The 26,386-nt window shown below is 61.9% G+C and carries 21 protein-coding genes; 14 read left to right on the plus strand and 7 right to left on the minus strand.

The features are described 5' to 3' along the window. Positions 1–107 precede the first annotated feature (107 nt). The 4 genes from J2045_RS13130 to dprA are packed head-to-tail and all read left to right on the plus strand — an operon-like array spanning position 108 to position 4,148. On the plus strand, positions 108–1,064 hold the full coding sequence (locus J2045_RS13130; RefSeq protein ID WP_102019704.1) for an aspartate carbamoyltransferase catalytic subunit: 957 nt from the start codon (positions 108–110) through the stop codon (positions 1,062–1,064). Continuing rightward, on the plus strand, positions 1,061–2,353 hold the full coding sequence (locus J2045_RS13135; protein WP_307373406.1) for a dihydroorotase: 1,293 nt from the start codon (positions 1,061–1,063) through the stop codon (positions 2,351–2,353). The genes J2045_RS13130 and J2045_RS13135 overlap by 4 nt, the downstream gene beginning before the upstream one ends. Before the next feature lie 10 nt (positions 2,354–2,363). Then, positions 2,364–2,981, plus strand: a complete 618-nt coding sequence (plsY, locus tag J2045_RS13140) for a glycerol-3-phosphate 1-O-acyltransferase PlsY (protein ID WP_307373408.1) — start codon at positions 2,364–2,366, stop codon at positions 2,979–2,981. A gap of 9 nt (positions 2,982–2,990) precedes the next feature. Beyond that, a complete protein-coding gene (dprA, locus tag J2045_RS13145; protein WP_307373410.1) occupies positions 2,991–4,148 on the plus strand; it encodes a DNA-processing protein DprA in 1,158 nt (385 codons plus the stop codon). Here the strand turns inward: dprA and J2045_RS13150 are convergent. After that, positions 4,101–4,334 carry a hypothetical protein gene (locus tag J2045_RS13150; protein ID WP_307373414.1) on the minus strand — a complete coding sequence of 78 codons (234 nt, stop codon included), beginning with the start codon at positions 4,332–4,334 and terminating at the stop codon, positions 4,101–4,103. The genes dprA and J2045_RS13150 overlap by 48 nt on opposite strands. 246 nt (positions 4,335–4,580) lie before the next feature. Here J2045_RS13150 and topA point away from each other — a divergent pair, with 246 nt between their 5' ends. The 5 genes from topA (at position 4,581) to rpmG (ending at position 11,793) form a co-directional block, all read left to right on the plus strand. Next, a complete protein-coding gene (gene topA, locus J2045_RS13155; RefSeq protein ID WP_307373417.1) occupies positions 4,581–7,283 on the plus strand; it encodes a type I DNA topoisomerase in 2,703 nt (900 codons plus the stop codon). Positions 7,284–7,420: 137 nt separating this feature from the next. Further along, complete coding sequence (rnr, locus tag J2045_RS13160) at positions 7,421–9,640, plus strand: ribonuclease R (RefSeq protein WP_370873128.1); 2,220 nt, start codon at positions 7,421–7,423, stop codon at positions 9,638–9,640. A gap of 22 nt (positions 9,641–9,662) precedes the next feature. Next, positions 9,663–10,112: a DUF983 domain-containing protein gene (locus J2045_RS13165; protein WP_166602144.1), complete on the plus strand. Its 450-nt coding sequence runs from the start codon at positions 9,663–9,665 to the stop codon at positions 10,110–10,112. A 238-nt stretch (positions 10,113–10,350) separates the two neighbouring features. Beyond that, complete coding sequence (locus J2045_RS13170; RefSeq protein ID WP_166602143.1) at positions 10,351–11,535, plus strand: MFS transporter; 1,185 nt, start codon at positions 10,351–10,353, stop codon at positions 11,533–11,535. A gap of 90 nt (positions 11,536–11,625) precedes the next feature. Next, a complete protein-coding gene (rpmG, locus tag J2045_RS13175; RefSeq protein ID WP_003547442.1) occupies positions 11,626–11,793 on the plus strand; it encodes a 50S ribosomal protein L33 in 168 nt (55 codons plus the stop codon). Positions 11,794–12,556: 763 nt separating this feature from the next. Here the strand turns inward: rpmG and J2045_RS13180 are convergent. Beyond that, positions 12,557–13,930, minus strand: a complete 1,374-nt coding sequence (locus J2045_RS13180; RefSeq protein WP_307373423.1) for a PleD family two-component system response regulator — start codon at positions 13,928–13,930, stop codon at positions 12,557–12,559. Positions 13,931–13,942: 12 nt separating this feature from the next. Next, the gene (locus tag J2045_RS13185; protein WP_307373426.1) at positions 13,943–14,314 is read right to left on the minus strand and encodes a response regulator; all 372 of its coding nucleotides are present in this window, start codon (positions 14,312–14,314) and stop codon (positions 13,943–13,945) included. Positions 14,315–14,453: 139 nt separating this feature from the next. Between J2045_RS13185 and J2045_RS13190 the strand changes: the two genes are divergently transcribed. From J2045_RS13190 to J2045_RS13210, 5 genes are all read left to right on the plus strand, one after another. After that, entirely contained in the window at positions 14,454–14,747 is a 294-nt protein-coding gene (locus tag J2045_RS13190; protein WP_307373428.1) for a DUF3572 domain-containing protein, read from the plus strand. Further along, positions 14,747–15,382 carry a hypothetical protein gene (locus tag J2045_RS13195; RefSeq protein ID WP_307373430.1) on the plus strand — a complete coding sequence of 212 codons (636 nt, stop codon included), beginning with the start codon at positions 14,747–14,749 and terminating at the stop codon, positions 15,380–15,382. Before J2045_RS13190 ends, J2045_RS13195 begins: the two co-directional genes overlap by 1 nt. Positions 15,383–15,472: 90 nt before the next feature. After that, complete coding sequence (locus tag J2045_RS13200; RefSeq protein ID WP_307373433.1) at positions 15,473–16,756, plus strand: DNA polymerase IV; 1,284 nt, start codon at positions 15,473–15,475, stop codon at positions 16,754–16,756. Between the two features lie 8 nt (positions 16,757–16,764). After that, positions 16,765–17,562: a YoaK family protein gene (locus tag J2045_RS13205; protein ID WP_307373435.1), complete on the plus strand. Its 798-nt coding sequence runs from the start codon at positions 16,765–16,767 to the stop codon at positions 17,560–17,562. A gap of 139 nt (positions 17,563–17,701) precedes the next feature. Further along, positions 17,702–18,934 carry a L,D-transpeptidase family protein gene (locus J2045_RS13210; RefSeq protein ID WP_307373437.1) on the plus strand — a complete coding sequence of 411 codons (1,233 nt, stop codon included), beginning with the start codon at positions 17,702–17,704 and terminating at the stop codon, positions 18,932–18,934. A gap of 3 nt (positions 18,935–18,937) precedes the next feature. Here the strand turns inward: J2045_RS13210 and dnaE are convergent, their stop codons facing one another. The 4 genes from dnaE to proS form a co-directional block, all read right to left on the minus strand. Then, complete coding sequence (dnaE, locus tag J2045_RS13215; protein WP_307373440.1) at positions 18,938–22,438, minus strand: DNA polymerase III subunit alpha; 3,501 nt, start codon at positions 22,436–22,438, stop codon at positions 18,938–18,940. A 342-nt stretch (positions 22,439–22,780) separates the two neighbouring features. After that, complete coding sequence (locus tag J2045_RS13220) at positions 22,781–23,470, minus strand: ABC transporter ATP-binding protein (protein ID WP_102019688.1); 690 nt, start codon at positions 23,468–23,470, stop codon at positions 22,781–22,783. A 14-nt stretch (positions 23,471–23,484) separates the two neighbouring features. After that, positions 23,485–24,792, minus strand: a complete 1,308-nt coding sequence (locus J2045_RS13225; RefSeq protein ID WP_307373442.1) for a lipoprotein-releasing ABC transporter permease subunit — start codon at positions 24,790–24,792, stop codon at positions 23,485–23,487. A 67-nt stretch (positions 24,793–24,859) separates the two neighbouring features. Further along, on the minus strand, positions 24,860–26,182 hold the full coding sequence (gene proS / locus J2045_RS13230; protein ID WP_307373443.1) for a proline--tRNA ligase: 1,323 nt from the start codon (positions 26,180–26,182) through the stop codon (positions 24,860–24,862). Between the last annotated feature and the right edge of the window lie 204 nt (positions 26,183–26,386).

Genomic DNA, 26,386 nt, shown 5'->3' on the forward strand with positions numbered 1-26,386 from the left:
TTCTGTTCGCTCTATTACATGGGGACCGTGCGTCAATCCACCTAGCATGTGCTTGCCCGGCCCGATCCCACACTTTATAGACCGCGTGACATCTCAGGAGGACGTCCATGGTCTTCTTTCCCCATCGCCATCTCATCGGCATCAAGGGCCTTACCGAGCAGGACATCACGTTCCTTCTCGACAAGGCAGACGAAGCCGTCAAAATCAGCCGCCAGCGCGAGAAGAAGACTTCGACGCTGAGGGGCCTCACCCAGATCAACCTCTTCTTCGAAGCCTCGACGCGGACGCAAGCCTCGTTCGAGCTCGCAGGCAAACGCCTTGGCGCCGACGTGATGAACATGTCGGTCGGCAACTCGTCTGTCAAAAAGGGCGAAACGCTGATCGACACGGCCATGACGCTGAACGCCATGCGGCCAGACGTGCTTGTGGTGCGCCACTCCTCGGCGGGGGCTGCAGCGCTGCTCGCCCAGAAGGTCGCCTGCTCGGTGGTCAATGCCGGTGACGGACAGCACGAGCATCCGACCCAGGCACTGCTCGACGCGCTCACCATCCGCCGTGCCAAGGGCAAGCTGTCCCGCATCATCGTGGCGATCTGCGGTGACGTGCTGCATTCGCGCGTGGCACGGTCCAACATCCTGCTGCTCAACGCCATGGGCGCCCGCGTCCGCGTCGTCGCACCTGCGACGCTGCTGCCCGCCGGGATCGCCGACATGGGCTGCGAGGTCTTCCATGACATGAAGGAAGGCCTGAAGGATGCTGACGTCGTCATGATGCTGCGCCTGCAGCGCGAGCGCATGTCCGGCTCCTTCGTGCCGTCGGTGCGCGAATATTTCCACTTCTACGGCCTCGATGCTGAAAAGCTGAAGGTCGCCAAAGAGGATGCGCTCGTGATGCATCCGGGACCGATGAACCGGGGCGTCGAGATCGCTTCGGAAGTCGCCGACGGTCCGCAGAGCGTCATCGAGAGCCAGGTCGAGATGGGGGTCGCGGTTCGCATGGCCGTCATGGAAACGCTTCTCGTGTCGCAGAACCAGGGTCCGCGTTCGGAGGGAATGGGCGCATGAGAAAGCCGCTTGTCCTGAAGAATGTCCGGATCGTCGATCCCTCGCGCACGCTCGATGAAGTCGGCACCATCATCGTCGGCGATGACGGCCTGATTGTCGCCGCAGGTGCCGATGCGCAGAACCAGGGCGCGCCCGAGGGCGCCGAAATCCGCGATGCCCGAGGCCTCACCGCCGTTCCGGGTCTCGTCGATGCCCGCGTCTTCGTCGGCGAACCGGGTTCCGAACATCGCGAGACGATCGCATCGGCAAGCCGTGCGGCAGCGGCCGGCGGCATCACATCGTTCATCATGATGCCGGAGACAGATCCCGTTATCGACGACATCGCGCTTGTCGAATTTGTGAAGAAGACCGCCCGTGATACGGCCAGCGTCAATGTCTATCCGGCAGCGGCTCTGACCAAGGGCATGACCAGCGCCGAGATGACCGAGATGGGTCTGTTGCAGCAGGCCGGTGCGGTTGCCTTCACCAATGGCCGCTACGGGCTGAACGACACGCAGGTTTTGCGCCGTGCGATGACTTACGCGCGCGAATTCGATGCTGTCATCGCGCTCGAAACGCGGGAAAAGTATCTCGCCGCCAATGGCGTGATGAACGAAGGGCTGCTGGCAAGCTGGCTCGGGCTCGGCGGAATCCCGCGCGAAACCGAGATCATTCCGCTGGAGCGTGACCTCAGGATCGCGGCGCTGACGCGGGCCAAGTATCACGCCTCGCAGATCTCGGTGCCGGAATCGGTCGAGGCGATCGAGGTGGCACGCAAGCGTGGCGCCAAGGTCACCTGCGGCATCTCGATCAATCACCTGAGCCTGAACGAAAACGACATCGGCGAATACCGGACCTTCTTCAAGCTCTATCCGCCGCTGCGCTCGGAAGACGATCGCATGGCAATGGTCGATGCGCTGGCCAAGGGGCAGATCGACATTATCGTCTCCTCGCATGATCCGCAGGATGTCGACACCAAGCGGCTGCCCTTCGGCGAGGCGGCCGATGGGGCAATCGGGCTCGAGACCATGCTGTCGGCAGCGCTTCGCCTGCATCACGCAGGTCATGTGCCGCTGATACGGCTGATCGATGCCATGTCGACGCGGCCGGCCGAAATCTTCGGCTTGCCAGGTGGCACTCTGAAGCCGGGCGCCCCGGGAGACATCGCGCTCATCGATCTCGATGAACCGTGGCTGGTCTCGCGCGACAGCCTGCTTGCGCGCTCCAAGAACACGCCATTCGAAGATGCCCGCTTCTCGGGCCGGGCCGTTGCGACCTATGTCGCCGGCCAATGTGTCCATACGCTCTGAGGGGATAGAGATGTCCGATATCAACTTCGTCTTGTTCGACTGGCAGATGATCGCGATCGTGAGCCTGTTCGGCTATCTGCTCGGCTCGATCCCCTTCGGCCTGGTTCTGACCAAGATGGCCGGCCTCGGGGACCTGCGCTCGATCGGTTCGGGCAATATCGGCGCGACCAACGTGCTGCGCACTGGCAACAAGAAGCTGGCGGCGGCGACGCTTCTGCTTGACGCGCTGAAGGCGACGGCAGCAGCCGTTATCGCGGATCGGGTTTTCGGCGGCGATGCCGCGCTGGTCGGCGGCTTCGCCGCCTTTATCGGCCATCTCTTCCCGGTCTGGCTTGGCTTCAAGGGCGGCAAGGGCGTCGCGACCTACATCGGCATGCTGCTGGGTGTCGAGCCGATTATGGTGCTGGTCTTCGCAATTGTCTGGCTCTCCTTCGCCTTCCTCTCTCGCTACTCTTCGTTGTCCGCGCTCATCGCCACACTTGTCATTCCGGTTGCATTGTGGATACTCGGGCTTGAAGAGGCCGCGATCGTGACGGCCGTCATGACGGTTATCACCTACTGGCGCCACAAACAGAATATCGAGCGGCTGATCGCGGGAACCGAGAGCAAGATCGGCAAAAAGGGCTAGAGGAGAGCCATGGGTCCAGGCAGCGCAAGACGTAAAGGGATTGCGCTGACGGACCGCCAGAGGATCGCCTGGCTGAGGCTGATCCGCAGCGACAATGTCGGCCCGGCCACCTTCCGGGACCTGATAAATCATTTCGGCTCGGCCGAGGCTGCGCTGGAGGCACTTCCGGAGCTCTCCCGCAGAGGTGGCTCCACCCGCAGCATCCGCATTGCGACCGTTGTCGAGGCCGAGCGCGAGATCGAGACAGCGCATCGCTTCGGCGCACGCTTCATCGGCATCGGCGAGCCCGACTATCCGCCGGCCCTGCGGCAGATCGATGCAGCACCGCCGCTCATCTCTGCCAAGGGCGACCTGTCGACAGCCACCCTTCCCTGTGTCGGCATAGTCGGCTCTCGCAATGCCTCGATCAGTGGCACGAAGTTCGCCGCGATGATGGCGCGCGAAATCGGGCAGGCCGGCTATGCGATTGTCTCGGGACTGGCACGCGGCATCGATGCGGCCGCCCATCGTGCGAGCCTTGAGACGGGCACGATCGCGGCGATGGCCGGCGGCCTCGACCAGCCCTATCCACCCGAGAATTTCGACCTGCTCGACCAGATCTGCGGCGGACATGGCCTTGCCATCTCGGAAATGCCGTTCGGCTGGGAGCCTCGCGCCCGGGACTTCCCACGGCGCAACCGCCTGATCGCAGGCATTTCACTCGGCGTGGTGGTCATCGAGGCTGCAGCTCGCTCCGGATCGCTGATCACCGCTCGGCTGGCAGGCGAGTTCGGACGGCTGGTCTTTGCCGTACCCGGCTCACCGCTGGACCCGCGCTGCGAGGGCACGAATGGACTGCTGAAGGACGGGGCGACGGTGACGACCAAGCCGCAGGACGTGCTGCAGGCTTTGGCGCCGATCTCGGAAGTCGATCTCTTCACGCAAACGGAAGCGGACGAACCCGATTACGAGCATCCGGAGGGGCGGCCCCTCTCTCCACCGCCAAAAGACGACGAACGGCTGACGATCATACAGGCGCTCGGGCCGACGCCCGTGGAAATCGACGATATCATCCGACATACCGGTCTCTCACCTTCGACGGTCTACCTCGTTCTCCTCGAACTCGATATCGCCGGACGGTTAGAGCGGCATGCGGGGGGATTTGTGTCCCTCAGCATGATGGATTGACAGGGCACGTCGCCCCGCGAGGACATCACCGGCCTCGACATAGGCCATCTCAATCAGATAGCACAGCATCTCCGCCCCCTCGCCTTCGGCGACGGCCCGCAACTCGGCCAGCATCTGCCGAATATAGGCGACGTTCTCCATGGTGCGGTTAGCGCGATCACTCAATTCGACTGTCTCACGTGCCATGGTTCCCGCTCACAACTGATGGAGTGACCACAACCGCAGCTCTCCATTTCGACTGGAAACACAATAAATCATTTATCTTAGATTGCAATCTACCGAATATCTTCTTTTGGTTGCATCGACGTGCAGCCTCGGAAAATGGGCCAAGCCTCTTGACCGCAGGCGTTTCGCCCTCCATGTCGGAAAACCGTGTTCCGAAGACTGTGGTGCGGTGCCGCGGATCGGATGCGTTGAAGGTACATCTGTCCAATGAACGTCGTAGTCGTAGAATCCCCGGCCAAGGCCAAGACGATCAACAAGTATCTGGGTCCCGGATACAAGGTGCTCGCCTCGTTCGGCCATGTGCGCGATCTGCCGGCCAAGGATGGCTCCGTTCTTCCGGACCAGGATTTCGAGATGTTATGGGAGGTCGACGCGGCCTCGCAGAAGCGGATGAAGGACATTGCCGATGCGGTGAAGTCCTCTGACGGCCTGTTCCTCGCGACCGACCCGGATCGCGAAGGGGAAGCCATTTCCTGGCATGTGCTCGATCTCCTGAAGAAAAAGCGCGTGATCGGCGACAAGCCGGTGAAGCGCGTCGTCTTCAACGCGATCACCAAGAAGGCCGTGCTCGATGCCATGGCCAACCCGCGTGATATCGACACACCGCTGGTCGACGCTTATCTGGCGCGCCGTGCGCTCGACTATCTCGTCGGCTTCAATCTCTCGCCGGTTCTCTGGCGCAAGCTTCCCGGCGCTCGCTCGGCCGGTCGTGTTCAGTCGGTGGCGCTGCGCCTCGTCTGCGACCGCGAGACCGAGATCGAACGCTTTGTTGCTGAGGAATACTGGAACATCTCCGCGCTCCTGAAGACGCCGCGTGGTGACGAATTCGAGGCGAAGCTCGTTTCGCACCAGGGCAAGCGCATGCAGCGCAACTCGGTCACCAATGGTGATCAGGCAGCCGGCATCAAGGCCCTGCTCGAGGGTGCGGCCTTTGCTGTCGACAGCGTCGAGGCAAAGCCGGTCAAGCGCAATCCGGGCCCGCCCTTCACCACCTCCACCCTACAGCAGGCAGCATCCTCGAAGCTCGGCTTCTCGGCATCGCGCACCATGCAGGTGGCACAAAAGCTCTATGAGGGTATCGACATTGGCGGCGAGACCGTCGGTCTGATCACCTATATGCGTACCGACGGCGTGCAGATGGCGCCGGAAGCGATCGAGGCTGCGCGTTCGGCTGTTCTCGATCAGTTCGGTCCGCGCTACGTGCCGGAAAAGGCACGCATCTATTCGACCAAGGCGAAGAACGCCCAGGAAGCCCACGAAGCGATCCGTCCGACGGACTTCAACCGTTCGCCGGACAAGGTCCGCCGCTTCCTCGATGGCGACCAGCTGCGTCTCTATGACCTGATCTGGAAGCGCGGTATCGCCAGCCAGATGGCGTCTGCCGAAATCGAGCGTACGACGGTCGAGATCCTGGCTGACAACAAGGGTGACAAGGCAGGCCTGCGTGCCGTCGGCTCCGTTATCCGCTTCGATGGCTTCATTGCCGCCTATACCGATCAGCGCGAAGAGGGCGAACCGGCGGAGGACGGCGATGACGAGGATGGCCGCCTGCCGGAGATCAACGCTCGCGAGGCATTGGCCAAGAACAAGATCAATTCCAGCCAGCATTTCACCGAGCCGCCGCCGCGTTATTCGGAAGCCTCACTGATCAAGAAGATGGAAGAGCTTGGCATCGGTCGTCCCTCGACCTATGCCGCGACGCTGAAGACACTCAGCGACCGCGAATATGTCATCATGGACAAGCGCAAGCTGATCCCGCATTCGAAGGGCAGGCTTGTCACGGCCTTCCTCGAAAACTTCTTCACCAAATATGTCGAATACGACTTCACCGCCGATCTGGAAGAGAAGCTCGACAAGATCTCCGCTGGTGAATTGAACTGGAAGGACGTGTTGCGCGCCTTCTGGCAGGACTTCTTCGCACAGATCGAAGACACCAAGGAACTGCGCGTCACCAACGTGCTCGACGCGCTGAACGAGGCGCTGGCACCGCTTGTCTTCCCGAAGCGCGAAGACGGGTCTGATCCGCGCATCTGCCAGGTCTGCGGAACGGGCAATCTGTCGCTCAAGCTCGGCAAATACGGTGCCTTTGTCGGCTGCTCGAACTATCCGGAATGTAACTTCACGCGGCAGCTCTCCTCCGAAGGTGGTGCCGAAGCCGAGGCCAATGGCAGCAACGAGCCGCGGGCACTGGGCAAGGATCCGGTGACCGAGGAAGAGATCACGCTGCGGTCGGGCCGCTTCGGCCCATACGTCCAGCGCGGCGACGGCAAGGAAGCGAAACGCTCCTCGCTGCCGAAGGGCTGGGCGCCCGCTGACATCGATTTCGAAAAAGCGATTTCGCTGCTGTCGCTGCCGCGCGATGTCGGTGCGCATCCGGAAACCGGCAAGATGATCTCGGCCGGTCTGGGGCGCTACGGGCCTTTCGTCCTGCATGACGGCACCTATGCCAATCTCGAAGGCATCGAGGATGTTCTCTCGATCGGTCTCAACCGCGCCGTCACCGTGCTTGCCGAAAAGAAAGCCAATCCGGGTGGCCGTGGCCGCACGGCAGCGGTGGCTCTCAAGGAACTTGGCGACCATCCCGATGGTGGCGCGATGACCGTTCGTGACGGCCGTTTCGGCCCCTATGTCAATTGGGGTAAGGTCAACGCGACGCTGCCGAAGGGTAAGGATCCGCAGGCGATTACCGTCGAGGAAGCGCTTGCGCTGATCGCCGAGCGCGCGGCCAAGGATGGCGGCGGCAAGGCCAAGGCGAAGAAGGCCCCGGCCAAGGCAGCCAAGGCAAAGTCGGAAGACGGTGATACGGCAAAGCCGAAGAAGGCAGCCGCGAAACCGAAGGCGACTGCTGCCAAGAAGGCTCCGGCCAAGGCCGCTTCGAAGGCCAAGACAACGAAGAAGAGTGCGACTTGAGCAAATTTACGCGCGACACCTCCCGCTCCCCCGGCTCCGGCAACCGCAAGAGCCGGCGTGCGGAAGGCGCGGCCAAGGCCCGGAGTGAAAACCCCACGGCCCTGATCCACGGGGAGGTACCGCCGCGCGAAGTCTTGATGCAGTTCATCACCGACAATCCCGACCGCGCCTCGAAGCGCGAGATCGCCAAGGCCTTTGGCCTCAAGGGCGAGCAGCGGGTGGAGCTGAAGCAGGCGCTGAAGGATCTCGAAAACGACGGGCTCGTGCAGAAGAGCCGCAAGTCGCTGACACGACCGGGTGCCCTGCCCCCGGTCACCGTGCTCGACATCACCACACGCGACAAGGATGGCGAGTTGATCGGTCGCCCTGCCGAATGGCCGGATGAGGCCGGAGCAGCCCCCGCCGTGTTGATCCGCCAGTCGAGTTCCGATCGCTCGAAGGGCAAGACGCCGGTTGGCGGCCTGGGCGACCGGGTGCTGGCCAAAATCTTCGCCAACAAGGATCGCTCCGGCCCCGCCTATACCGCCCGCGTGATCAAGATCCTTGACCGGCATGTCGGCGCAGTCATGGGCGTGGTGCGGATGATGCCTGACGGTGGCGCACGCCTGATGCCGATCGACCGGCGCGGCGAGGAAATGCAGATCGACGCGACCGATATCGGCGAGGCCAAGGATGGTGATCTGGTCGAGGTGGAAGTCGCGCGTGCCAGCCGTTTCGGCCTGACGCGGGCCAAGGTGCTCAACGTTGTCGGATCGGTCGCTTCGGAAAAGGCGATCTCGATGATCGCCATCCACGCGCATGGCATCCCGCATATTTTCCCGCAATCGGTGATCTCAGAGGCAGAGGAAGCCAAGCCCGCGTCCATGTCGCATCGGGAAGACTGGCGGAACCTGCCGCTTATCACCATCGACCCGCATGATGCCAAGGACCATGACGACGCCGTCTATGCCGAACTCGACACCTCGCCCGACAATCCTGACGGCGTGATCGTCACGGTGGCGATCGCCGACGTCTCCTACTACATCCGGCCAAAATCGGCGCTGGATCGCGAGGCGCTGAAGCGCGGCAATTCCGTCTACTTCCCGGACCGGGTCGTGCCTATGCTTCCCGAACGGATCTCGAACGATCTCTGCTCGCTGCGCGAGGGCGTCGACCGGCCGGCGCTTGCCGTGCGCATGGTCTTCTCGCATGAAGGCCGCAAGGCGAGCCACACCTTCCACCGCATCATGATGAAGAGTGCGGCCAAGCTCTCCTACCAGCAGGCTCAGGCGGCGATCGACGGCAAGACCGACGAGAAGACCGGCCCGCTGCTGGAGTCGATCCTGAAGCCGCTGTGGCATGCCTATGCCGTGATGAAGCGCGGTCGTGACCGGCGCCAGCCGCTCGAGCTAGACATGCCCGAGCGCAAGATCATCCTCAAGGAAGACGGCACAGTCGATCGGGTGCATGTTCCCGAACGCCTCGATGCGCACAAGCTGATCGAGGAGATGATGATCCAGGCCAACGTTGCGGCTGCCGAGACGCTGGAGAAAAAGCGCCAGGCGCTGATCTACCGCATCCACGATGCGCCGGCGCTCGCCAAGCAGGAAGTGCTGCGGGAGTTTCTCGCAACGCTTGGCATGTCGCTGGTCAAGGGCGGCAACATGCGGTCCAACTCGTTCAACGGTATTCTGGCCAAGGCGCAGGACACACCGCACCAGACCATCGTCAACGAGATGGTGCTGCGCAGCCAGAGCCAGGCGGTCTACAGTCCCGACAATATCGGCCATTTCGGCCTCAACCTGATGACATACGCGCATTTCACCTCGCCGATCCGCCGATATGCCGACCTCATCGTGCATCGGGCGCTGGTCGGCTCGCTGGGCCTGGGCGAAGGCGGGATCACGCCAGACGAGGAAGCGAGCCTCGAGGACATTTCCGCCGAGATCTCGACCTTTGAGCGCCGGGCGATGGCCGCCGAGCGCGACACCGTCAACCGGCTGATCGCGCATCACCTTGCCGGGCGTATTGGCGATGAGTTCGAGGGGCAGATCCGGGGCGTGACGAAGTCCGGTCTGTTCGTCGCCCTGCCGCAATTTGGCGCAGATGGCTTTATCCCGGTTTCCACACTGGGTCGCGACTACTATATCTACGACGAAGCGCATCAGGCCCTGACGGGCGAGAAGTCCGGGCTCGGCTATCAGCTCGGCGACACCGTCGAGGTCCGATTGGTGGAGGCCGTACCGCTTGCCGGCGCGCTGCGCTTCGAGATGCTGAGCGAAGGGCGGAAAATGCCGGCCGGCACGCGGTCGTTCCACAAGGCAGGGCGACGCGGCCAGAAACAGCCGGGCACACGCCCGCCGCGCTCGCGACGTTGACACTTTCGCCCCGGAGGCAGACATGACCGCCAACCAGACCAATGTGACGATGCAGTTTGGTGCCGACGAGAAGGCCGATCGGCCGCTCGGTCGCTCGATCAAGCGCGGCATGCTGAACCAGTGTCCGGCCTGCGGCTCGGGCAAGCTGTTCCGCAGCTATCTCAAGGTGGTCGACAACTGCGCCGCGTGCGGCGAGGACTACCATCATCATCGTGCGGACGATCTGCCCGCCTATCTCGTCATCCTGATCCTCGGACATGTGCTTGTCGGCGGCTTCATGGCAACCGATCTGGTTTTCGTCCTGCCGGCCTGGGTGCATTTTGCCATATGGGCGCCGATCGGCGTGGTGACCTCGCTGCTGTGCCTGCAACCGATCAAGGGCGGTGTCGTGGGGCTCCAGTGGGCGCTGCGCATGCATGGTTTCGACGGCAGCGAGGATGCACCGCAACCGCTCGGTGACGCACGCGACTAGTCACCGCTCCGTCATGTGCCTGTGGCGGTCTGACGATAGGAATCCGAAAATGGATCCGTCGTGATTCGCGAGAAGAGACGCGGGGCGCTTGACAGGCGTATGATTTCCAGTCTGAACATGCCGCGCCAATCGACGACGCCCGGGAGCCAGTAAGCGCCGATGCCCTCACAGATTTCGACACTCGATCTGTTGCGCAAGCCGCGCATGCAGGACCGCGACATGAACGACCGGGTGTCCGATGTCTGAGGTGAATGGAGGCCTGAATGGCCATCGCGAGGAAATCCACTGGCCCTCGCTGGTTGCCGCCATCGCATCCATTTCCGCGGTCGGCATCGCCATCGGACTGGGACTGCCACTGCTGAGCATCATCCTCGAGAAGCGCGGCATCTCGTCGACCCTCATCGGTCTGAATTCGGCCATGGCCGGCATCGCCGCCATGGCAGCCGCTCCGGTCACGACCAAACTCGCCCACAAGCTGGGCGTGGTGCCGACCATGCTGTGGGCGGTGCTGCTGTCCGCCATCAGTGCCATAGGCTTCTACTATGCCACCGAGTTCTGGATGTGGTTCCCGCTGCGGATCGTGTTCCATGGCGCGACGACCACCTTGTTCATCCTGTCAGAGTTCTGGATCAATGCCGCCGCGCCATCCCGCAAACGCGGTCTGGTGATGGGCATCTACGCGACCATGCTCGCCGTCGGCTTTGCCTGCGGCCCCCTGCTGTTCTCGGTGCTCGGCAGCGACGGTATCCTGCCCTTCGCGGTCGGCGCGGTGGCGATCCTGGCAGCCGCTATCCCGATCTATATCGCGCGCGACGAAAGCCCGGTGCTGGGCGAGAAGTCGGAGATGCATTTCTTCCGCTATATCTTCCTGGTGCCCACAGCCACGGTGGCCGTCTTCGTCTTCGGGGCGGTCGAGGCGGGTGGACTGTCGCTCTTCCCGATCTATGCGACGCGGAGCGGCTTTACGGAGACGCAGGCCGCTCTCCTGCTGACGGTGATGGGGATAGGCAACATGGTGTTCCAGATCCCGCTCGGGCTCCTCTCAGACCGCATGCGTGACCGCCGGCAGCTTCTCTCCGTACTGGCGGTGGTCGGCCTTGCCGGATCCCTTGCCCTACCCTGGCTCTCTGGCCACTGGCAACTCATGGCGGTCGTGCTGCTGTTCTGGGGCGGTTGCGTGTCGGGCCTCTACACGGTCGGCTTGAGCCATCTTGGCTCGCGACTCACCGGCGCGGATCTCGCGGCGGCCAATGCCGCCTTCATCTTCTGCTATGCAGTAGGAACCGTGGCCGGTCCACAGGCAATCGGTGCCGCCATCGATCTCACCGGCAATGACGGTTTTGCCTGGGCAATAGCGGGCTTCTTTGCCCTCTATGTCGTGCTTTCCCTGGGACGCATGCTTTTTAACCCGAAACGCACTTGACTTTTCGGGCGCGATTTGTAGTTTCGCGCCAGATTTGCCGTGGACCTCGTTCGGTTGTCCACGGCTTCGTTTATTAGAGGCAGGACGACCATGGCCAAGGCTACAACCATCAAGATCAAGCTTCTGTCGACGGCCGACACGGGTTTCTTCTACGTGACCACGAAGAACAGCCGTACGATGACGGACAAGATGACGAAGACCAAGTACGACCCGGTTGCTAAGAAGCATGTCGAGTTCAAGGAAACCAAGATCAAGTAAGACTTGATCGAAGGCTTTTCAAAAAGGCGTGTCGCTTCCGGCGACGCGCCTTTTTCATTTTGCAGATTGTCACTGCGGCGTGCAGCCGCTCCCTGCCGCAAAACGAAAAACACCGGCCTCCTCGCGGAAACCGGTGTCTTTACAATAGGGGGCCGGTCGGCATGCAAACACGGCACGAGGAACCGCTTTTGTCGTTGCATACCAACCGACCGACCCCACGACCCAGGAGATGCGGCGGACCTGAGCATCATGGGGTATCTGCGACCTCCTGAAGAGGTCTTGTCCGATGGCGTGAAGTTCTCTCAAATAGAGACAGAAATCAACAGTTTATTAACCGACCAGCGATTCGACATCCGATTATGGTTAAATTAGACCGAGATGAACTTGGTGTTCGGACCCAATAGTCAGTTCTACACACATTGAATCTTGAGGATACCGCTAGTCTATGGCTGTTGTTTTCAAGTTTAATTCCCAGACCACACAGAGCGCCCCGTATCTGGAGCAGGTGTTCCGATCGAAGATGATGCTAATATTCCGTTAAATACAAATCCGGATAAGCACAATTGCGCAACGCGGCATCCAGAATGCGCGGCTTACACACAAAGACTATTCTGCACCCAGCCGATAAGTCGCTTTGTAACTGCCCAAAAAGGCAGCAGGATCTGCAACGCTGCACAGCGTGACGGCATTGAACAAACCTGTGAACATCTTTGCTGACTTCGGTCAGAAACGGCGAGAACATATCGCTCGCAGCCAGCTATGCTCAGGCAGCTGCGGCGACAACTCTGTTGCGGCCCGAATTCTTGGCTTCGTACAGAGCACGATCCGCCTGCTTCAGAAGCTGCTCGGGCGTATCGACGCCCGGCACCAGCGTGGCAATGCCCATGGATGCCGTCAGCATCAGCGGAGTCTCCCCCGAACGCAGCTGGAACGGTCTGGCTTCGATCATGCCGCGCAGCCGCTCGGCGACGGTGGCGGCGACCTCGGCCGGGGTGTCCGGCATTACCACGACGAATTCCTCGCCACCGAAGCGACAAGCGAGATCGGCCCCACGCACGGTGGAACGGATGCGCCCGGCAAACTCCTTCAGCACCTCGTCGCCTGCATCGTGGCCATAGACGTCGTTGACCTGCTTGAAACGGTCGATGTCGGTGATGCAGATCGTCAACGGACGACCGCGCACCTTGGCGCGGGCAAACAGCGTCCGCAGATGGGTGTCCAGGTAGCGGCGATTGTGGAGACCTGTCAGGCCATCCGTGACCGCAAGTTCGATCGTCTGGCGCACGCTGTGGCGCAGGCGGTCATTGTAGCGCTTGCGGCGGACCTGGGTGAGCGCACGCGCCACCAATTCATTGGGATCGAGCGGGCGGACGATATAGTCGTTCACGCCGAGGTCGAGAGCGCGGATGATCATCTGCTCGTCGCCCTGCTCGGTGATCAGGAGGATGGGAATGAACCGGGTCCGCTCAAGTGAGCGGATCTGCGAGCACAAGCGAAGCGGATCGTAGTCATCCAGGTTGCAGTTGACGATAACCAGATCAAAGCCATTCTCGGCGGCTTCGAACACCGCCGCCTGCGGATCCGACATGGCCGAAACTTCGGCGATCGGCTTCAGCGCCTTGATGATCCTCTCCTGGGAGGCGCCGCGGCTGTCGACGAGCAGGACCTGCGCCTGCTCCTCCAGCCGACCGTCCTGAAGCCGCAGCATGTCGTCGATGCCAGCCTGGCGGGTCGAATAGTGACGAATGCGCAGTTCGTCGGTCAGTGTCTTCAGGCGCACAAGGCTCTTGACGCGGGAAATCAGCTGCAGATCGTTGACCGGCTTGGTCAGGAAGTCGTCCGCGCCGGCCTTGAGGCCCCTGACGCGGTCAGACGGCTGGTCGAGGGCCGTCACCATGACCACTGGGATGTCGGCGGTTCGAGGATTGGATTTGAGCCGCTCGCAAACCTCAAAGCCATCCATATCCGGCATCATGATGTCGAGGAGGATCACATCGACCTGTGTCCGGTCGCAGATGTCGAGGGCGTCGCGACCGTTGCTCGCCGTCAGCACGTCGAAATACTCCGCCATCAGCCGCGCCTCGAGCAGCTTCACATTGGCGGGAATATCATCGACGACCAGAATGCGCGCAGTCATGGTACTTAATCCTCACGCGTCTCCGAGATAGGTCTTGATGGTCTCGATGAACTTGGGCACCGAGATCGGCTTGGAGACGTAGGCCTCGCAACCGCCCTGCCGAATGCGCTCTTCATCGCCCTTCATCGCGAAGGCCGTGACCGCGATGACCGGGATCACATGCAGATCCGGATCATCCTTCAACCACTTCGTGACTTCAAGGCCGGAGACTTCCGGAAGCTGGATGTCCATGAGAATCAGATCGGGACGATGGAGCCTGGCGAGATCCATGGCTTCCATGCCGTTGCGGGTCTGCACGGTTTCGTAGCCGGACGCCTCGATCAGATCGCGGAAGAGCTTCATGTTGAGCTCGTTGTCTTCGACAATCATCACCTTTTTCGGCATTCACCCGGTCCCTTGTCCCGCGCCTGAGGGTGTCCTGGGCATGGTCGACCCGGCGCGAGTTGCTTCTTCCGTCATGAGGCATGCTAGTGCAATTTGGTTTCGAAATCGGTAATTTGCCAGAGCAACAGGAAAAGACTTTATGAAAAACAGAGATATACCGGCCGATGCCGAAGCGACTGCGGTCGCCGTACTCGGCTGGCTGGCGAACGAACCGGAAATGCTGTCGCGCTTCCTTGCCCTCTCCGGCGTTCAGCCACAGCAGTTGCGGCAGGCGTTCGGCGATCCGGCCTTTCTGGCTGGCATGCTGGAATTCCTGATGCAGCACGAACCAACACTGATGGCTTTCTGCGCTGCAACCGAAACGAAGCCGGAGACCGTGGTCGAGGCCCACCAGCGCTATGCAGGACCGAGTTTCGATTCGGCAGACTTCTGATGTTGGCCGATCTGGACCACATCCACCTGGGCGATCGACCACTGATCGTCTGCGACGTCGACGACGTTGTGTTGCAATTCGCGACACCTTTCCAGGCCTTTCTGGAGAGCCGCGGCCACAACCTGTTGCCGCGCTCGTTCAAGCTGACCGGAAACATCGTCAATGGCGCAGACCAAAGTGTCATCGAGGCTCCGGCGGTCAAGGCTCTGATCGACGACTTCTTTCTCGACCAGGAGAGCTGGCAGACGCCATTTGCCGATGCGGTGGACAGCCTCCATGCACTCGCACGACACGCCGATCTGGTCTTTCTGACCGCGATGCCACCCCGGCATGCCGAAGTGCGACGCAGGCTTCTCGACCAATTGACGCTGAGCTTTCCGATGCTTGCCACGGAAGAGCCAAAGGGGCCCATGGTGGCCGCGCTGCATGCCGCAAGGCCCCTGCCTGTCGCCTTCGTGGACGACATGGTCCACAATCTCCACTCAGTCGGCGACCATGTCCCGGATTGCCTGCTGGTCTATCTGCCGCCCCCGCTGGAGATCTTCCGCTTCGCCCCCGACCCACGCGAGACCGTTCGCAGGGCCGAGAATTGGCCGGCGGCGTCTGCCCTCCTTCACGATCATTTCGGGAGCTGAAAAAACCCGGCAGAGTGCGGGCTGCGTTCAGGCTCTTGTCTCGCACAGGCGCGCGGCCTATGGTTGACATGTTCAACCTTTGTTCTTGTCATGACGCGCCCCGACCTGACACATTCCGGCTTCTGTCGCGACTGCCTCACCGAGCAGGCGGAGGGCGCGCGTCGATGCCGATCCTGCGGCAGTCCTCGCCTCGTCTATCACGGCGAACTCCATGATCTGTCGATCGCCCATATCGACTGCGACGCCTTTTATGCCTCTGTCGAGAAACGGGACAATCCGGACCTCATCGATAAGCCCGTGATCATCGGTGGCGGCAAGCGTGGCGTGGTGTCGACCGCCTGCTACGTTGCGCGCATCCACGGCGTGCGCTCCGCCATGCCGATGTTCAAGGCGCTGGAAGCCTGCCCGCAGGCGGTGGTGATAAAACCGGACATGGAGAAATACGTGCGGGTGGGGCGACAGATCCGGGCGATGATGGAGGAACTGACGCCGTTGGTGCAGCCAATCTCCATCGACGAGGCGTTTCTCGACCTGAAGGGCACGCAACTCCTGCACCACGATCCACCCGCCCGGGTGCTCGCCCGTTTCGCACGCCGTATCGAGCAGGAGGTCGGCATCACCGTGTCGGTGGGGCTTTCCTACTGCAAGTTCCTCGCCAAGGTGGCGTCCGACCTGCAGAAACCGCGTGGTTTCTCCGTGATCGGGGAAGCCGAGGCGCTCTCCTTCCTCGCCGACAAGCCGGTGACGATGATCTGGGGCGTCGGCAAGGCCTTTGCAGCCACGCTGCAGGCGGACGGCATCCGCACCATCGGCCAGCTACAAACCATGGACGAGACCGACCTGATGCGCCGCTACGGCTCGATGGGGCAGCGGCTCGCGCGGCTTGCGCGCGGCATCGACGACCGGACGGTGCATCCCAACGATCCGGCCAAGAGCGTGTCGGCAGAGACGACCTTTTTCGAGGACATCCACCGGCTTGACGATCTCGTCGTTCATCTGCGCGCCCTTTCCGAAAAGGTTGCCTGGCGGCTGAAGCGTCACGAGATTGCCGGGCAGACTGTCGTCCTGAAACTGAAGACCGCCGACTTCAAGCAGCGCACCCGCAACAGGCGGCTGGATGATCCGACACAGCTGGCCGACCGGATATTCCGGACGGGCATGGCACTGCTGGAGAAGGAGACGGACGGGACGAAGTTTCGCCTGATCGGGATAGGGGTCAGTGACCTCGGGGATCCCGCACGCGCCGATCCACCCGATCTCGTCGACGAACAGGCGACGCGGCGGGCAGCGGCGGAAGCGGCGATGGACAAATTGCGCGACAAGTTCGGGAAGGGTACCGTGCAGACGGGTTACACCTTTCCATCCAAACGATAGGCCCACCTGTGACGCATGCAGCCATCGGCATCGACAAAGACCAGCCTCGGCGTGCGGGCCATCCGACCGGACGGCTGCGGCTGTTTCGGATTGCGGCGGCCCATCGACGCACGGGCCGCAACGACCTGATGCTTGGCGCCATCCTCGCCTTTGTCGCGGGGGCCATGAATGCCGGCGGCTTCCTGGCCATCGGGCACTATACCTCGCATATGACCGGCATCGTCTCCTCGATTGCCGACAACCTGGCACTCGGGCTCTTTGGCCTTGTTGGCTCAGGCATTGCGCTGCTGGTCAGCTTCACGCTTGGGGCTGCCTGTTCGGCCATCCTGATCACCTGGGCACGGCGTCATGCGCGGCGACAGCAATATGCCTATCCGCTGGCGCTCGAATCCGGGTTGCTCATTGCCTTTGCGGGGATAGGCGCCGTCGTTTCCCCTGCTGCCGCCGCTGCGGTTACCGCGGTGCTCCTCTGCTTCGTGATGGGCTTGCAGAACGCGACGATCACCAAGATATCGGGCGCGCGGATCCGAACCACCCACCTTACCGGCATGATCACCGACATGGGGATCGAGCTTGGCAAGCTCGCTTATCGTGCGCTCGCCCGCGTTCTCGACCACCCACCGATCGCGGCCGACGGTCGAAAGCTCTCCATCCTTCTGCCGATCGTCGGCATGTTCTTCCTGGGCGGGCTTGTGGGCGCGCTGGGCTTCAAGCATCTCGGCCATGCGTTCTCGTTGCCGATCGCCGCTCTGCTGCTGGCGGTCGCCTCTCCGCAGCTCCGGCCACGCCCGACTGCCGGCCTCTGATCTCGAAGTTCGATGTGACATCTGTGGACAGTTGATCACAGCGACGTGACAGCACCACGCGCCGCCGTTTCACAAAACTTTTCTTAAACATCGCATCATACACTTCGAGCGTTCAGTTTTGCGTTTCAAGTGGTCGACCATGTTCCAGCGTTTCGTCCTTGCCTTCAGCCTTTCCCTCATGACCAGCACGGCGCTTGCCGCAGACGGTCCCCTGCAGATCTATGTGTCCAAGGCGGACCAGACGCTCACCGTCTATGACGGCGATGTGGTGGTGGCGACATCGAAGGTCTCGACCGGCAAGCCGGGCCATACGACGCCATCGGGCATCTTCTCGATCCTGGAAAAGCGCAAGTATCACGAGTCCAATCTCTATTCGAACGCGCCCATGCCCTTCATGCAGCGGTTGACCTGGTCCGGCATCGCTTTGCACGAGGGGAAGGTGCCGAACCATCCGGCCTCGCATGGATGCGTGCGGCTGCCGAACGGCTTTGCCAAGACACTCTTCCAGATGACCGAGCGTGGGGCGCATGTGATCATCACCGATGATCCGTTGGCGCCGCGGCCGATGACCCATGCCAACCTCTTCACGCCGAGGCTACCGGTGGACGACGGAGGGCTGCTGTCGGATGTCGAATTGCGTCCCGGACGCGTAGAAGCGGCGCTCAAGCCGGTGGAAGTGGCGATGAATTCCGTGCCGCCGCGTAGCGGGGCCGAGGCGAAGCTGGTGATCGAGGAACCACCGCCGCTCCGCATCCTCATCACCCGCCGTACCCAGCGCGACGTGGCAATGGATGTCCAGCGGCTGCTGAACCAGCTCGGTTTCGACGCCGGCGTTCCGGACGGCTTGCTTGGCACGCGCACGATTGCAGCGATCAAGGACTTCAAGGAAAAACATGCCGTCGCCAAGGATGGCGAGATCCTGTCGAAGCCCTTCCTTGCCGCGCTCTATACCGAGGCCGGCGAAGACCATCCGCCGATGGGTCAGTTGATGATCCGGCAAAAGTTCCAGCCGCTCTTTTCTGCGGCCATCGACATCAAGGAGCCGGGAAAGGCGCTCGGCACGCATTTCCTCGAGGCAACAGCCGTCGACCGCTTCAAGCGCAAGGCCGACTGGCGCGGCGTGACGCTGGACGACCACCTGGCCGCCTCCACCCAAAAGCGGCTAGGCATCACCGAACCTGCAGACGACCCCGCAATCTTCACGGCCGAAGCGGCACTCTCGCGGATCGTCATTCCGGACGAATTGCGCGCCCGCATCGAGACCATGCTGAGCGAAGGCTCGTCGATCACGATCCAGGACACGGGCCTTGGACCGGAGACCGGCGATGGTACGGATTTCATCACGGTTACCCGGAGCAAGCCGCGGGTCTGAGCCTTACACAAGCTCCACATCGAGCACGCCGGGCGTCGAGCGCATGGCGGCGGCGATTTCTGGTGAGATGCGGAAGCGCTCGGTCAGTTCGACCTCGATCTCGCGCTGCCCTTCGTCCTTGATGACAATGAAGGAGACGAGGCCGTCGCCTCTCGCATTCAGACGCGCTGCAACGGCGCGCAAGGGGCCGGAATCGCGGACATAGACGCGCATCGCCTTCTGCATGCGGATCGACTGCTCCTCCAGCGACTGAGCCGTCTGGACCCGCAGGCCGATGCCCTCGGGCCTCTCCTCGGCCTGGACAGTGAGCACCAGCGACTTTCCGGGCTCGAGCAGGTCACGGTACTGGTTCAGGCCTTCCGAGAAGAGTACGGCTTCGTACTGGCCGGAGGCATCCGAGAAGGTGATGATGCCCATCTTGTTGCCGGTGCGGGTCTTGCGCTCCTGGCGGGAGATGACGGTGCCGGCGAGACGGCCGGCGGATGCGCCCTGCTTCACCGCGACCGAGAAATCCGCGAAATTCTGGACACGCAGCTTGTCGAGCAAATCCCGGTAAGCATCGAGCGGATGGGCGGACAGGTAAAAGCCGAGCACCTGGAATTCGCGCATCAGCTTTTCGGAGGAGAGCCAGGGCGTGTAGGGTGCAAAGGCGATCCGCTCGGGCCCACTTGCGCCGCCGGAGCCGAACATGTCGGACTGGCCGCTGACGGCATTTTCCTGGGCGCGCTGGGCATAACCCATGATGCGGTCGATGCTCCCGACGAGTTCGGCGCGGTCGCGACCGAAGCAATCGAAGGCGCCGGCGGCGATCAGACTTTCGAAGACGCGGCGGTTGATCTGTTTGGGGTCGATCCTGAGGCAGAAATCCTCGATGCTCTCGAAGGGCGTCTCCCCGCGCACCTCGACGATGTGATCGACCGCACCTTCACCGACCCCCTTGAGGGCGGCGAGTGCGTAGTAGATGCGGTTCGGCCCGGTCTGGAAGTGCCGGTAGGAGGTCTGAACCGAGGGGGGCACGACTTCGATGCCAAGGCGGCCGGCGTCCTGGCGGAAGTCGACCAGCTTTTCGGTGTTCGACATGTCGAGCGTCATCGATGCGGCAAGAAACTCGACCGGATAATGCGCCTTCATATAGGCCGTCTGGTAGGAGACGATGGCGTAGGCTGCAGCGTGTGACTTGTTGAAGCCGTAGTTCGCAAACTTGGCCAGCAGTTCGAAGATGTTGTTGGCCTGCGGCTTGGAGACGCCATTCTTCATCGCGCCGTCAACGAAACGGGCCGACTGCTGGTCCATCTCCGCCTTGATCTTCTTACCCATGGCGCGGCGGAGAAGGTCGGCCTCGCCGAGCGAATAACCCGACAGGACCTGCGCGATCTGCATGACCTGTTCCTGATAGACGATAACGCCCTGGGTTTCCTTGAGCAGGTAGTCGATCTTTGGATGGATCGAGGCGACTTCTTCTTCGCCGTGCTTGCGGGCGTTATAGACCGGGATGTTTTCCATCGGGCCCGGGCGATAAAGCGCCACCAGCGCGATGATGTCCTCGATGCAGTCGGGGCGCATGCCAATGAGGGCCTTGCGCATGCCGGCACTTTCCACCTGGAAGACGCCGACGGTTTCACCGCGTGACAGCATCTCGTAGGTCAAGGTGTCATCGAGCGGGATGGCCGCCAGATCGACCTTGATGCCGCGCTGCTCCTCAACGAAGTCGACGGCCGTCTTCAGCACCGTCAGCGTCTTCAGGCCGAGGAAGTCGAACTTCACGAGACCGGCCTGCTCGACCCATTTCATGTTGAACTGGGTGACCGGCATGTCGGAACGCGGATCGCGATACATCGGCACCAGCTTCGAGAGCGGGCGGTCGCCAATGACGATACCGGCGGCGTGGGTCGAGGCGTGGCGATAAAGGCCCTCGATCTTCTGGGCGATCTCGAGCAGACGCGCAACGACCGGTTCTTCGGCGGCCGCCTCCTGGAGCTTGGGTTCCTCCTCGATCGCCTTGGAGAGAGGCGTCGGGTTGGCCGGGTTGTTCGGCACGAGCTTGCAGATCTTGTCGACCTGGCCATAGGACATTTCGAGCACGCGGCCGACGTCGCGGAGCGCTGCACGGGCCTGCAGCGATCCGAAGGTGATGATCTGCCCCACCTGCTCGCGACCATATTTCTTCTGGACGTAGCGGATGACCTCTTCGCGACGTTCCTGGCAGAAGTCGATATCGAAGTCGGGCATAGAGACGCGTTCCGGATTGAGGAAGCGTTCGAAGAGGAGCGAGAAACGCAGCGGGTCGACGTCAGTGATGGTCAGCGCATAAGCGACCAGCGAGCCGGCACCCGAACCACGGCCAGGGCCGACCGGAATATCATGCTGCTTCGCCCATTTGATGAAGTCCGCAACGATCAGGAAGTAGCCAGGAAATTTCATGCGCTCGATGACCGAGAGCTCGAACTCCAGGCGTTCGCGATATTCTCTCTCTTCGTAGCCGGGCGCCATGCCGAGGGCTGCAAGACGGTGGTCGAGCCCCTCCTCCGCCTGACGACGCAGTTCGAGCGCCTCTTCGCGTTCGGCTTCTTCCGGATCGTCGCTGCCGCCGGTGAAGCGCGGCAGGATGGGCTTGCGGGTATCCAGCACGAAGGAGCAGCGACGGGCGATCTCGACCGAATTCTCCAGCGCCTCCGGCAGATCGGCGAAGAGCTTCATCATATCCGCCCGGCTCTTCAGGTAGTGATCTGGTGTCAGGCGGAAGCGGTCGTCGTTCGAGACGATGGCGTTGTGGGCTACGGCCATCAGGGCATCATGGGCGTCATAGTCGTCACGCGACGGGAAAAAGGCCTCGTTGGTTGCGACCAGCGGCAGGTCATGTTCATAGGCGAGCTGGACCATGCGGCGCTCATGCGTACGGTCGTAGTCACCGTGGCGCTGCAACTCGACATAGAGGCGATCGCCGAACAGGCGCTTCAGCGACAGAAGACGGCTTTCGGCCTGGGCCTTGTGGCCATCCTTCAGGATACGATCAATTGGACCGCCGCCCGCGCCCGTGAGCACGATCAGGCCTTCGGTCCCGCTCTCTTCGAGCCAGGAGAGCTTTACATGGGTCGGTTGCCCCGCATCGCCGCCGAGATAGGCACGGCTGACGAGATCGACGAGCCGCTCATAGCCATCGGCATCCGATGCCAGGACGACGACGGCCGGCAGATCCGGCATATGGCCATTGCCGCCGCGCTTCTCGCCGGTTGAATCCTCCATGTCGATCGACAGCTGGCAACCGATGATCGGCTGGATGCCATCGCCGAGTGCCTTCTGGGAGAACTCAAGCGCGACGAAGAGATTGTTGGTGTCCGTGATCGCAATCGCCGGCTGGTCGTCGGCGACTGCCTTGCCGAGGATCTTCTTGAGCGGCAGAGCGCCCTCAAGCAGCGAATAGGCGGAATGCACCCGCAAGTGCACGAAACCCGGGCCATCACCCAGTCCACCGGACGCCTGCCTGTCGACGTTGTCCTCGCCCATACCGCTTCATTCCTCATTACCTGAATCGATCGGGATTTTCGGTCTTTGCGGCTGTGAAGTCCAGAAGGAAGTCGGGCGGCAAGAGCTTGGTCACCAGCTTTGCCGCCGCAGAATGTCAGAGCGCCATCATCAGCAAAGCCATGCTGGATACGAATACCGCCATCGAGGCAAATGCAGCAACGTCACGAAGAATTTCGGTCATTTCTGTCTCCTTGTCCCTTTATGTTTTTAGTTTGTTCTTCTCTTGTTCCAATGTCAACCTAAAAAAACCGCAGCCTCGGTGGAACAAAATCCACCGAGGCGCAGCGGCATCAGGAAAGGGAAAAGAAAAGGGGACTGAGATCAGACGTCGAGTTCGACGACCTTGCCGTCGACCAGTGTCACGCAGCGATCCATCCGACGGGCGATGTCATGATTGTGGGTCGCGATCATGGCCGACAGGCCCGACTGTCGCACCAGCGCCTCAAGCGCCGAGAAGACGTAGCTTGCCGTTTCCGGATCAAGATTTCCGGTTGGCTCGTCGGCGAGCAGGACGAGCGGGGCATTGGCAACGGCGCGGGCGATTGCCACACGCTGCTGCTCACCGCCAGAAAGCTCAGCCGGACGATGTTCGGCGCGATGGCCGACACGCATGTAGTCGAGAAGCTGCTTGGCCCGTTCCGCGGCTTCGCCCTTGGAGAGGCCAGCAATCAGCTGCGGCATCATGACGTTCTCCAGCGCCGAGAATTCCGGCAGGAGGTGGTGAAACTGGTAGACAAAGCCGACCGACTTGCGGCGGATCGCGGTGCGCTCTTCGTCACCGAGCTCCTGGCAGGCGACGCCGCCAAGTGTGACCTCACCGCCATCCGGATGCTCAAGCAGGCCGGCGACATGCAGCAGCGTCGACTTGCCGGTGCCGGAGGGGGCGACCAGTGCGACGGTCTCGCCGGTGCGAAGCGTGAAGTCGGCGCCCTTGAGGATCGACAGCACTGTCTCACCCTGACCGTAATGACGATCGATGCCGGCGAGCGAGAGAACCACGTCTTTTGCCATTGAATTCGGCATCCTCATTCGTAACGCAGGGCCTGGACGGGATCCAGACGCGAGGCCCGCCAGGCCGGGAAGATGGTGGCCATGAAGGACAGGCTGAGCGCCATGATGACCACGGACACGGTTTCACTGGCGTTCATGTCGGCCGGCAGCTGGCTCAGGAAATAGAGTTCGGGATCGAAGAGCACGGTGCCCGAGACCCAGGAGAAGAACTGGCGGATGCTCTCGATGTTGAGACAGACAACGACGCCCATCACGACGCCGGCAAGCGTGCCGGCCGTGCCGATGGCTGCCCCGGTCATGAAGAATATCCGCATGATCGCGCCTGAGGTCGCCCCCATGGTGCGCAGGATGGCGATATCGCTCGACTTGTCCTTCACCAGCATGATCAGGCCCGAGATGATGTTGAGGGCTGCCACAAGCACGATCAGCGTCAGGATCATGAACATGACATTGCGCTCGACCTGGAGGGCGGAGAAGAAGGTCTGGTTGCGCTGGCGCCAGTCGGTCAGGAAGATCTGGCGACCGGCGGCTTCCTCGATCAGCGGGCGCAGCTCGTCGACGGCATCAGGATCAGAGATGAATAGCTCGATCGACTGAACGATGCCTTCGACGTTGAAATAGAGCTGCGCTTCCTCAAGCGGCATATAGATGATCGACGCATCATATTCGGACATGCCGATCTCGAAGATGGCCGAGACCGGATATGATTTGACGCGCGGATTGACGCCGAGCGGCGTGACGTCGCCTTCCGGCGAGACGAGCGTGATGGTGTCCCCCGCGGCCAGACCGAGCTGGGCTGCCATCCGCGATCCGATCAGAACACCCTGCCCCGTCGCGAAGCCGACCATGTCGCCCGAACGGATGTTGGACGAGACCACCGACAGCTTGGTCAGATCATCAGGACGGATGCCGCGGACGAGAGCGCCGGTGCCAGCCCCTTCGCGACCGGACGCAAGCGTCTGCCCCTCGACCAGCGGAAGCGCCATGGTGACGCCAGGGACGGCGGCGAAGCGCTCGGCGAGACCGGCATAGTCGCTCAGCGGCTGGTCGACCGCCTGGACGATCATGTGTCCATTGATGCCGAGAATGCGCGACACGAGTTCGGTGCGGAAACCGTTCATCACCGCCATGACGATGATCAGCGTCGCCACACCGAGCATGATGCCGATGAAGGAGAAGCCGGCGATCACGGAAATGAAGGCTTCCTTGCGGCGGGCGCGCAGATAGCGCCAGGCCACCATGCGCTCAAAGCCGGAAAAGGCGCGCGCCGAACCGGCCTTGCCCGTTTCCACCGTCTCGTTGCCAGCGGCCGTCGTCGCCATGGTCTCTCCTTGCCTCGGGATCGCGGCGTCGCTCACCCAGTCTCGGTTCGGCTTGAAGCAGAGAGCCTCAGGCCGTCAGCTTGTTTATCGCGGCCTCGATGGTGAGGGTCTCGCGAGCACCGGTCTTGCGATCCTTCAGCTCGACTTCACCAGCGGCGACGGCCCGGGGGCCGGCGATCACCTGAACGGGAACACCGATCAGGTCGGCGGTCGCGAACTTCGTGCCAGCGCGATCGTCGGTGTCGTCGTAGAGCACATCCTTGCCGGCGTTCTGTAGGGCGGTGTAGAGGCGGTCGCAGGTCGTGTCGCAGCCTTCGTCGCCGGGCTTCATGTTGATGACAACAGCATCGAAGGGCGCGACCGAAGCCGGCCACATGATTCCGTTTTCGTCATGCGAGGCTTCGATGATGGCGGGAACAAGGCGTGTCGGGCCGATCCCGTAGGAGCCCATGTGGACAAGGTGTTCCTTGCCGTCGGGACCTTGAACCTTGGCGCCCATCGGCTCGGAGTATTTGGTGCCGAAATAGAAGATGTGACCGACCTCGATACCGCGCGCCGAGAGGCGATCATTCTCGCCGATTACGTCGAAGGCTGCTTCGTCATGCATTTCCGACGTGGCGGCATAGACCGAGGTCCACTTGTCGAAGATCGACTGCAGGCCATCGACGCTGTCAAAATCGGTGTCAGCAGCCGGAATATCGAAGTCGACGAAGCTCTTGTGGCAATAGACCTCGGACTCGCCGGTGTCGGCGAGGATGATGAATTCGTGGCTGTGGTTGCCACCGATCGGGCCTGTGTCGGCGCGCATCGGGATGGCGCGCAGGCCAAGGCGATCGAAGGTGCGGAGATAGGCGACGAACATCTTGTTGTAGGAGTGGATCGCATCGGCCTGGGTCAGGTCGAAGGAATAGGCGTCCTTCATCAGGAATTCGCGCGAGCGCATGGTGCCGAAGCGCGGACGGATCTCGTCGCGGAACTTCAGCTGGATGTGGTAGAGGTTCAGAGGCAGGCTCTTGTAGGACTTGACCGACGAGCGGAAGATGTCGGTGATCATCTCCTCGTTTGTCGGGCCGTAGAGCATGGGGCGGTCCTGCCGGTCGCGGATGCGCAGCATTTCCTTGCCGTAATCCTCGTAGCGACCGCTTTCCTGCCAGAGCTCGGCCGATTGCAGGGTCGGCATGGAGAGCTCGATGGCGCCGGCGCGGTTCTGCTCTTCGCGGATGATGGCGTTCACCTTGTCGAGCACGCGCTTGCCGAGCGGCAGCCAGGAATAGATGCCCTGGCTCTGCTGGCGGATCATGCCCGTCCGCAACATCAGGCGATGGGAAACGATTTCCGCTTCCTTGGGATTTTCCTTCAGGATGGGCATGAAGTAGCGCGACAGACGCATAACGAATTCCAGACAGTTGACGATGCCGCCCGTCCAGGCGGAATCAGCGATTGATACGGGGTGTCAGGCAGCGTTCATAGCTGGTTGACGATAAGAAGAAAACCCGCAAGCGCCGTTCGATGCGCTCGCCCACAGCCAGGCCGCGTTCCGCGTCCACCTGTGTCGCAGAAGGGTGCAGGCCGGGACAAAAGCACGGTGAAACAG

Source organism: Peteryoungia aggregata LMG 23059, assembly GCF_030814435.1.
GTDB lineage: Bacteria > Pseudomonadota > Alphaproteobacteria > Rhizobiales > Rhizobiaceae > Allorhizobium > Allorhizobium aggregatum.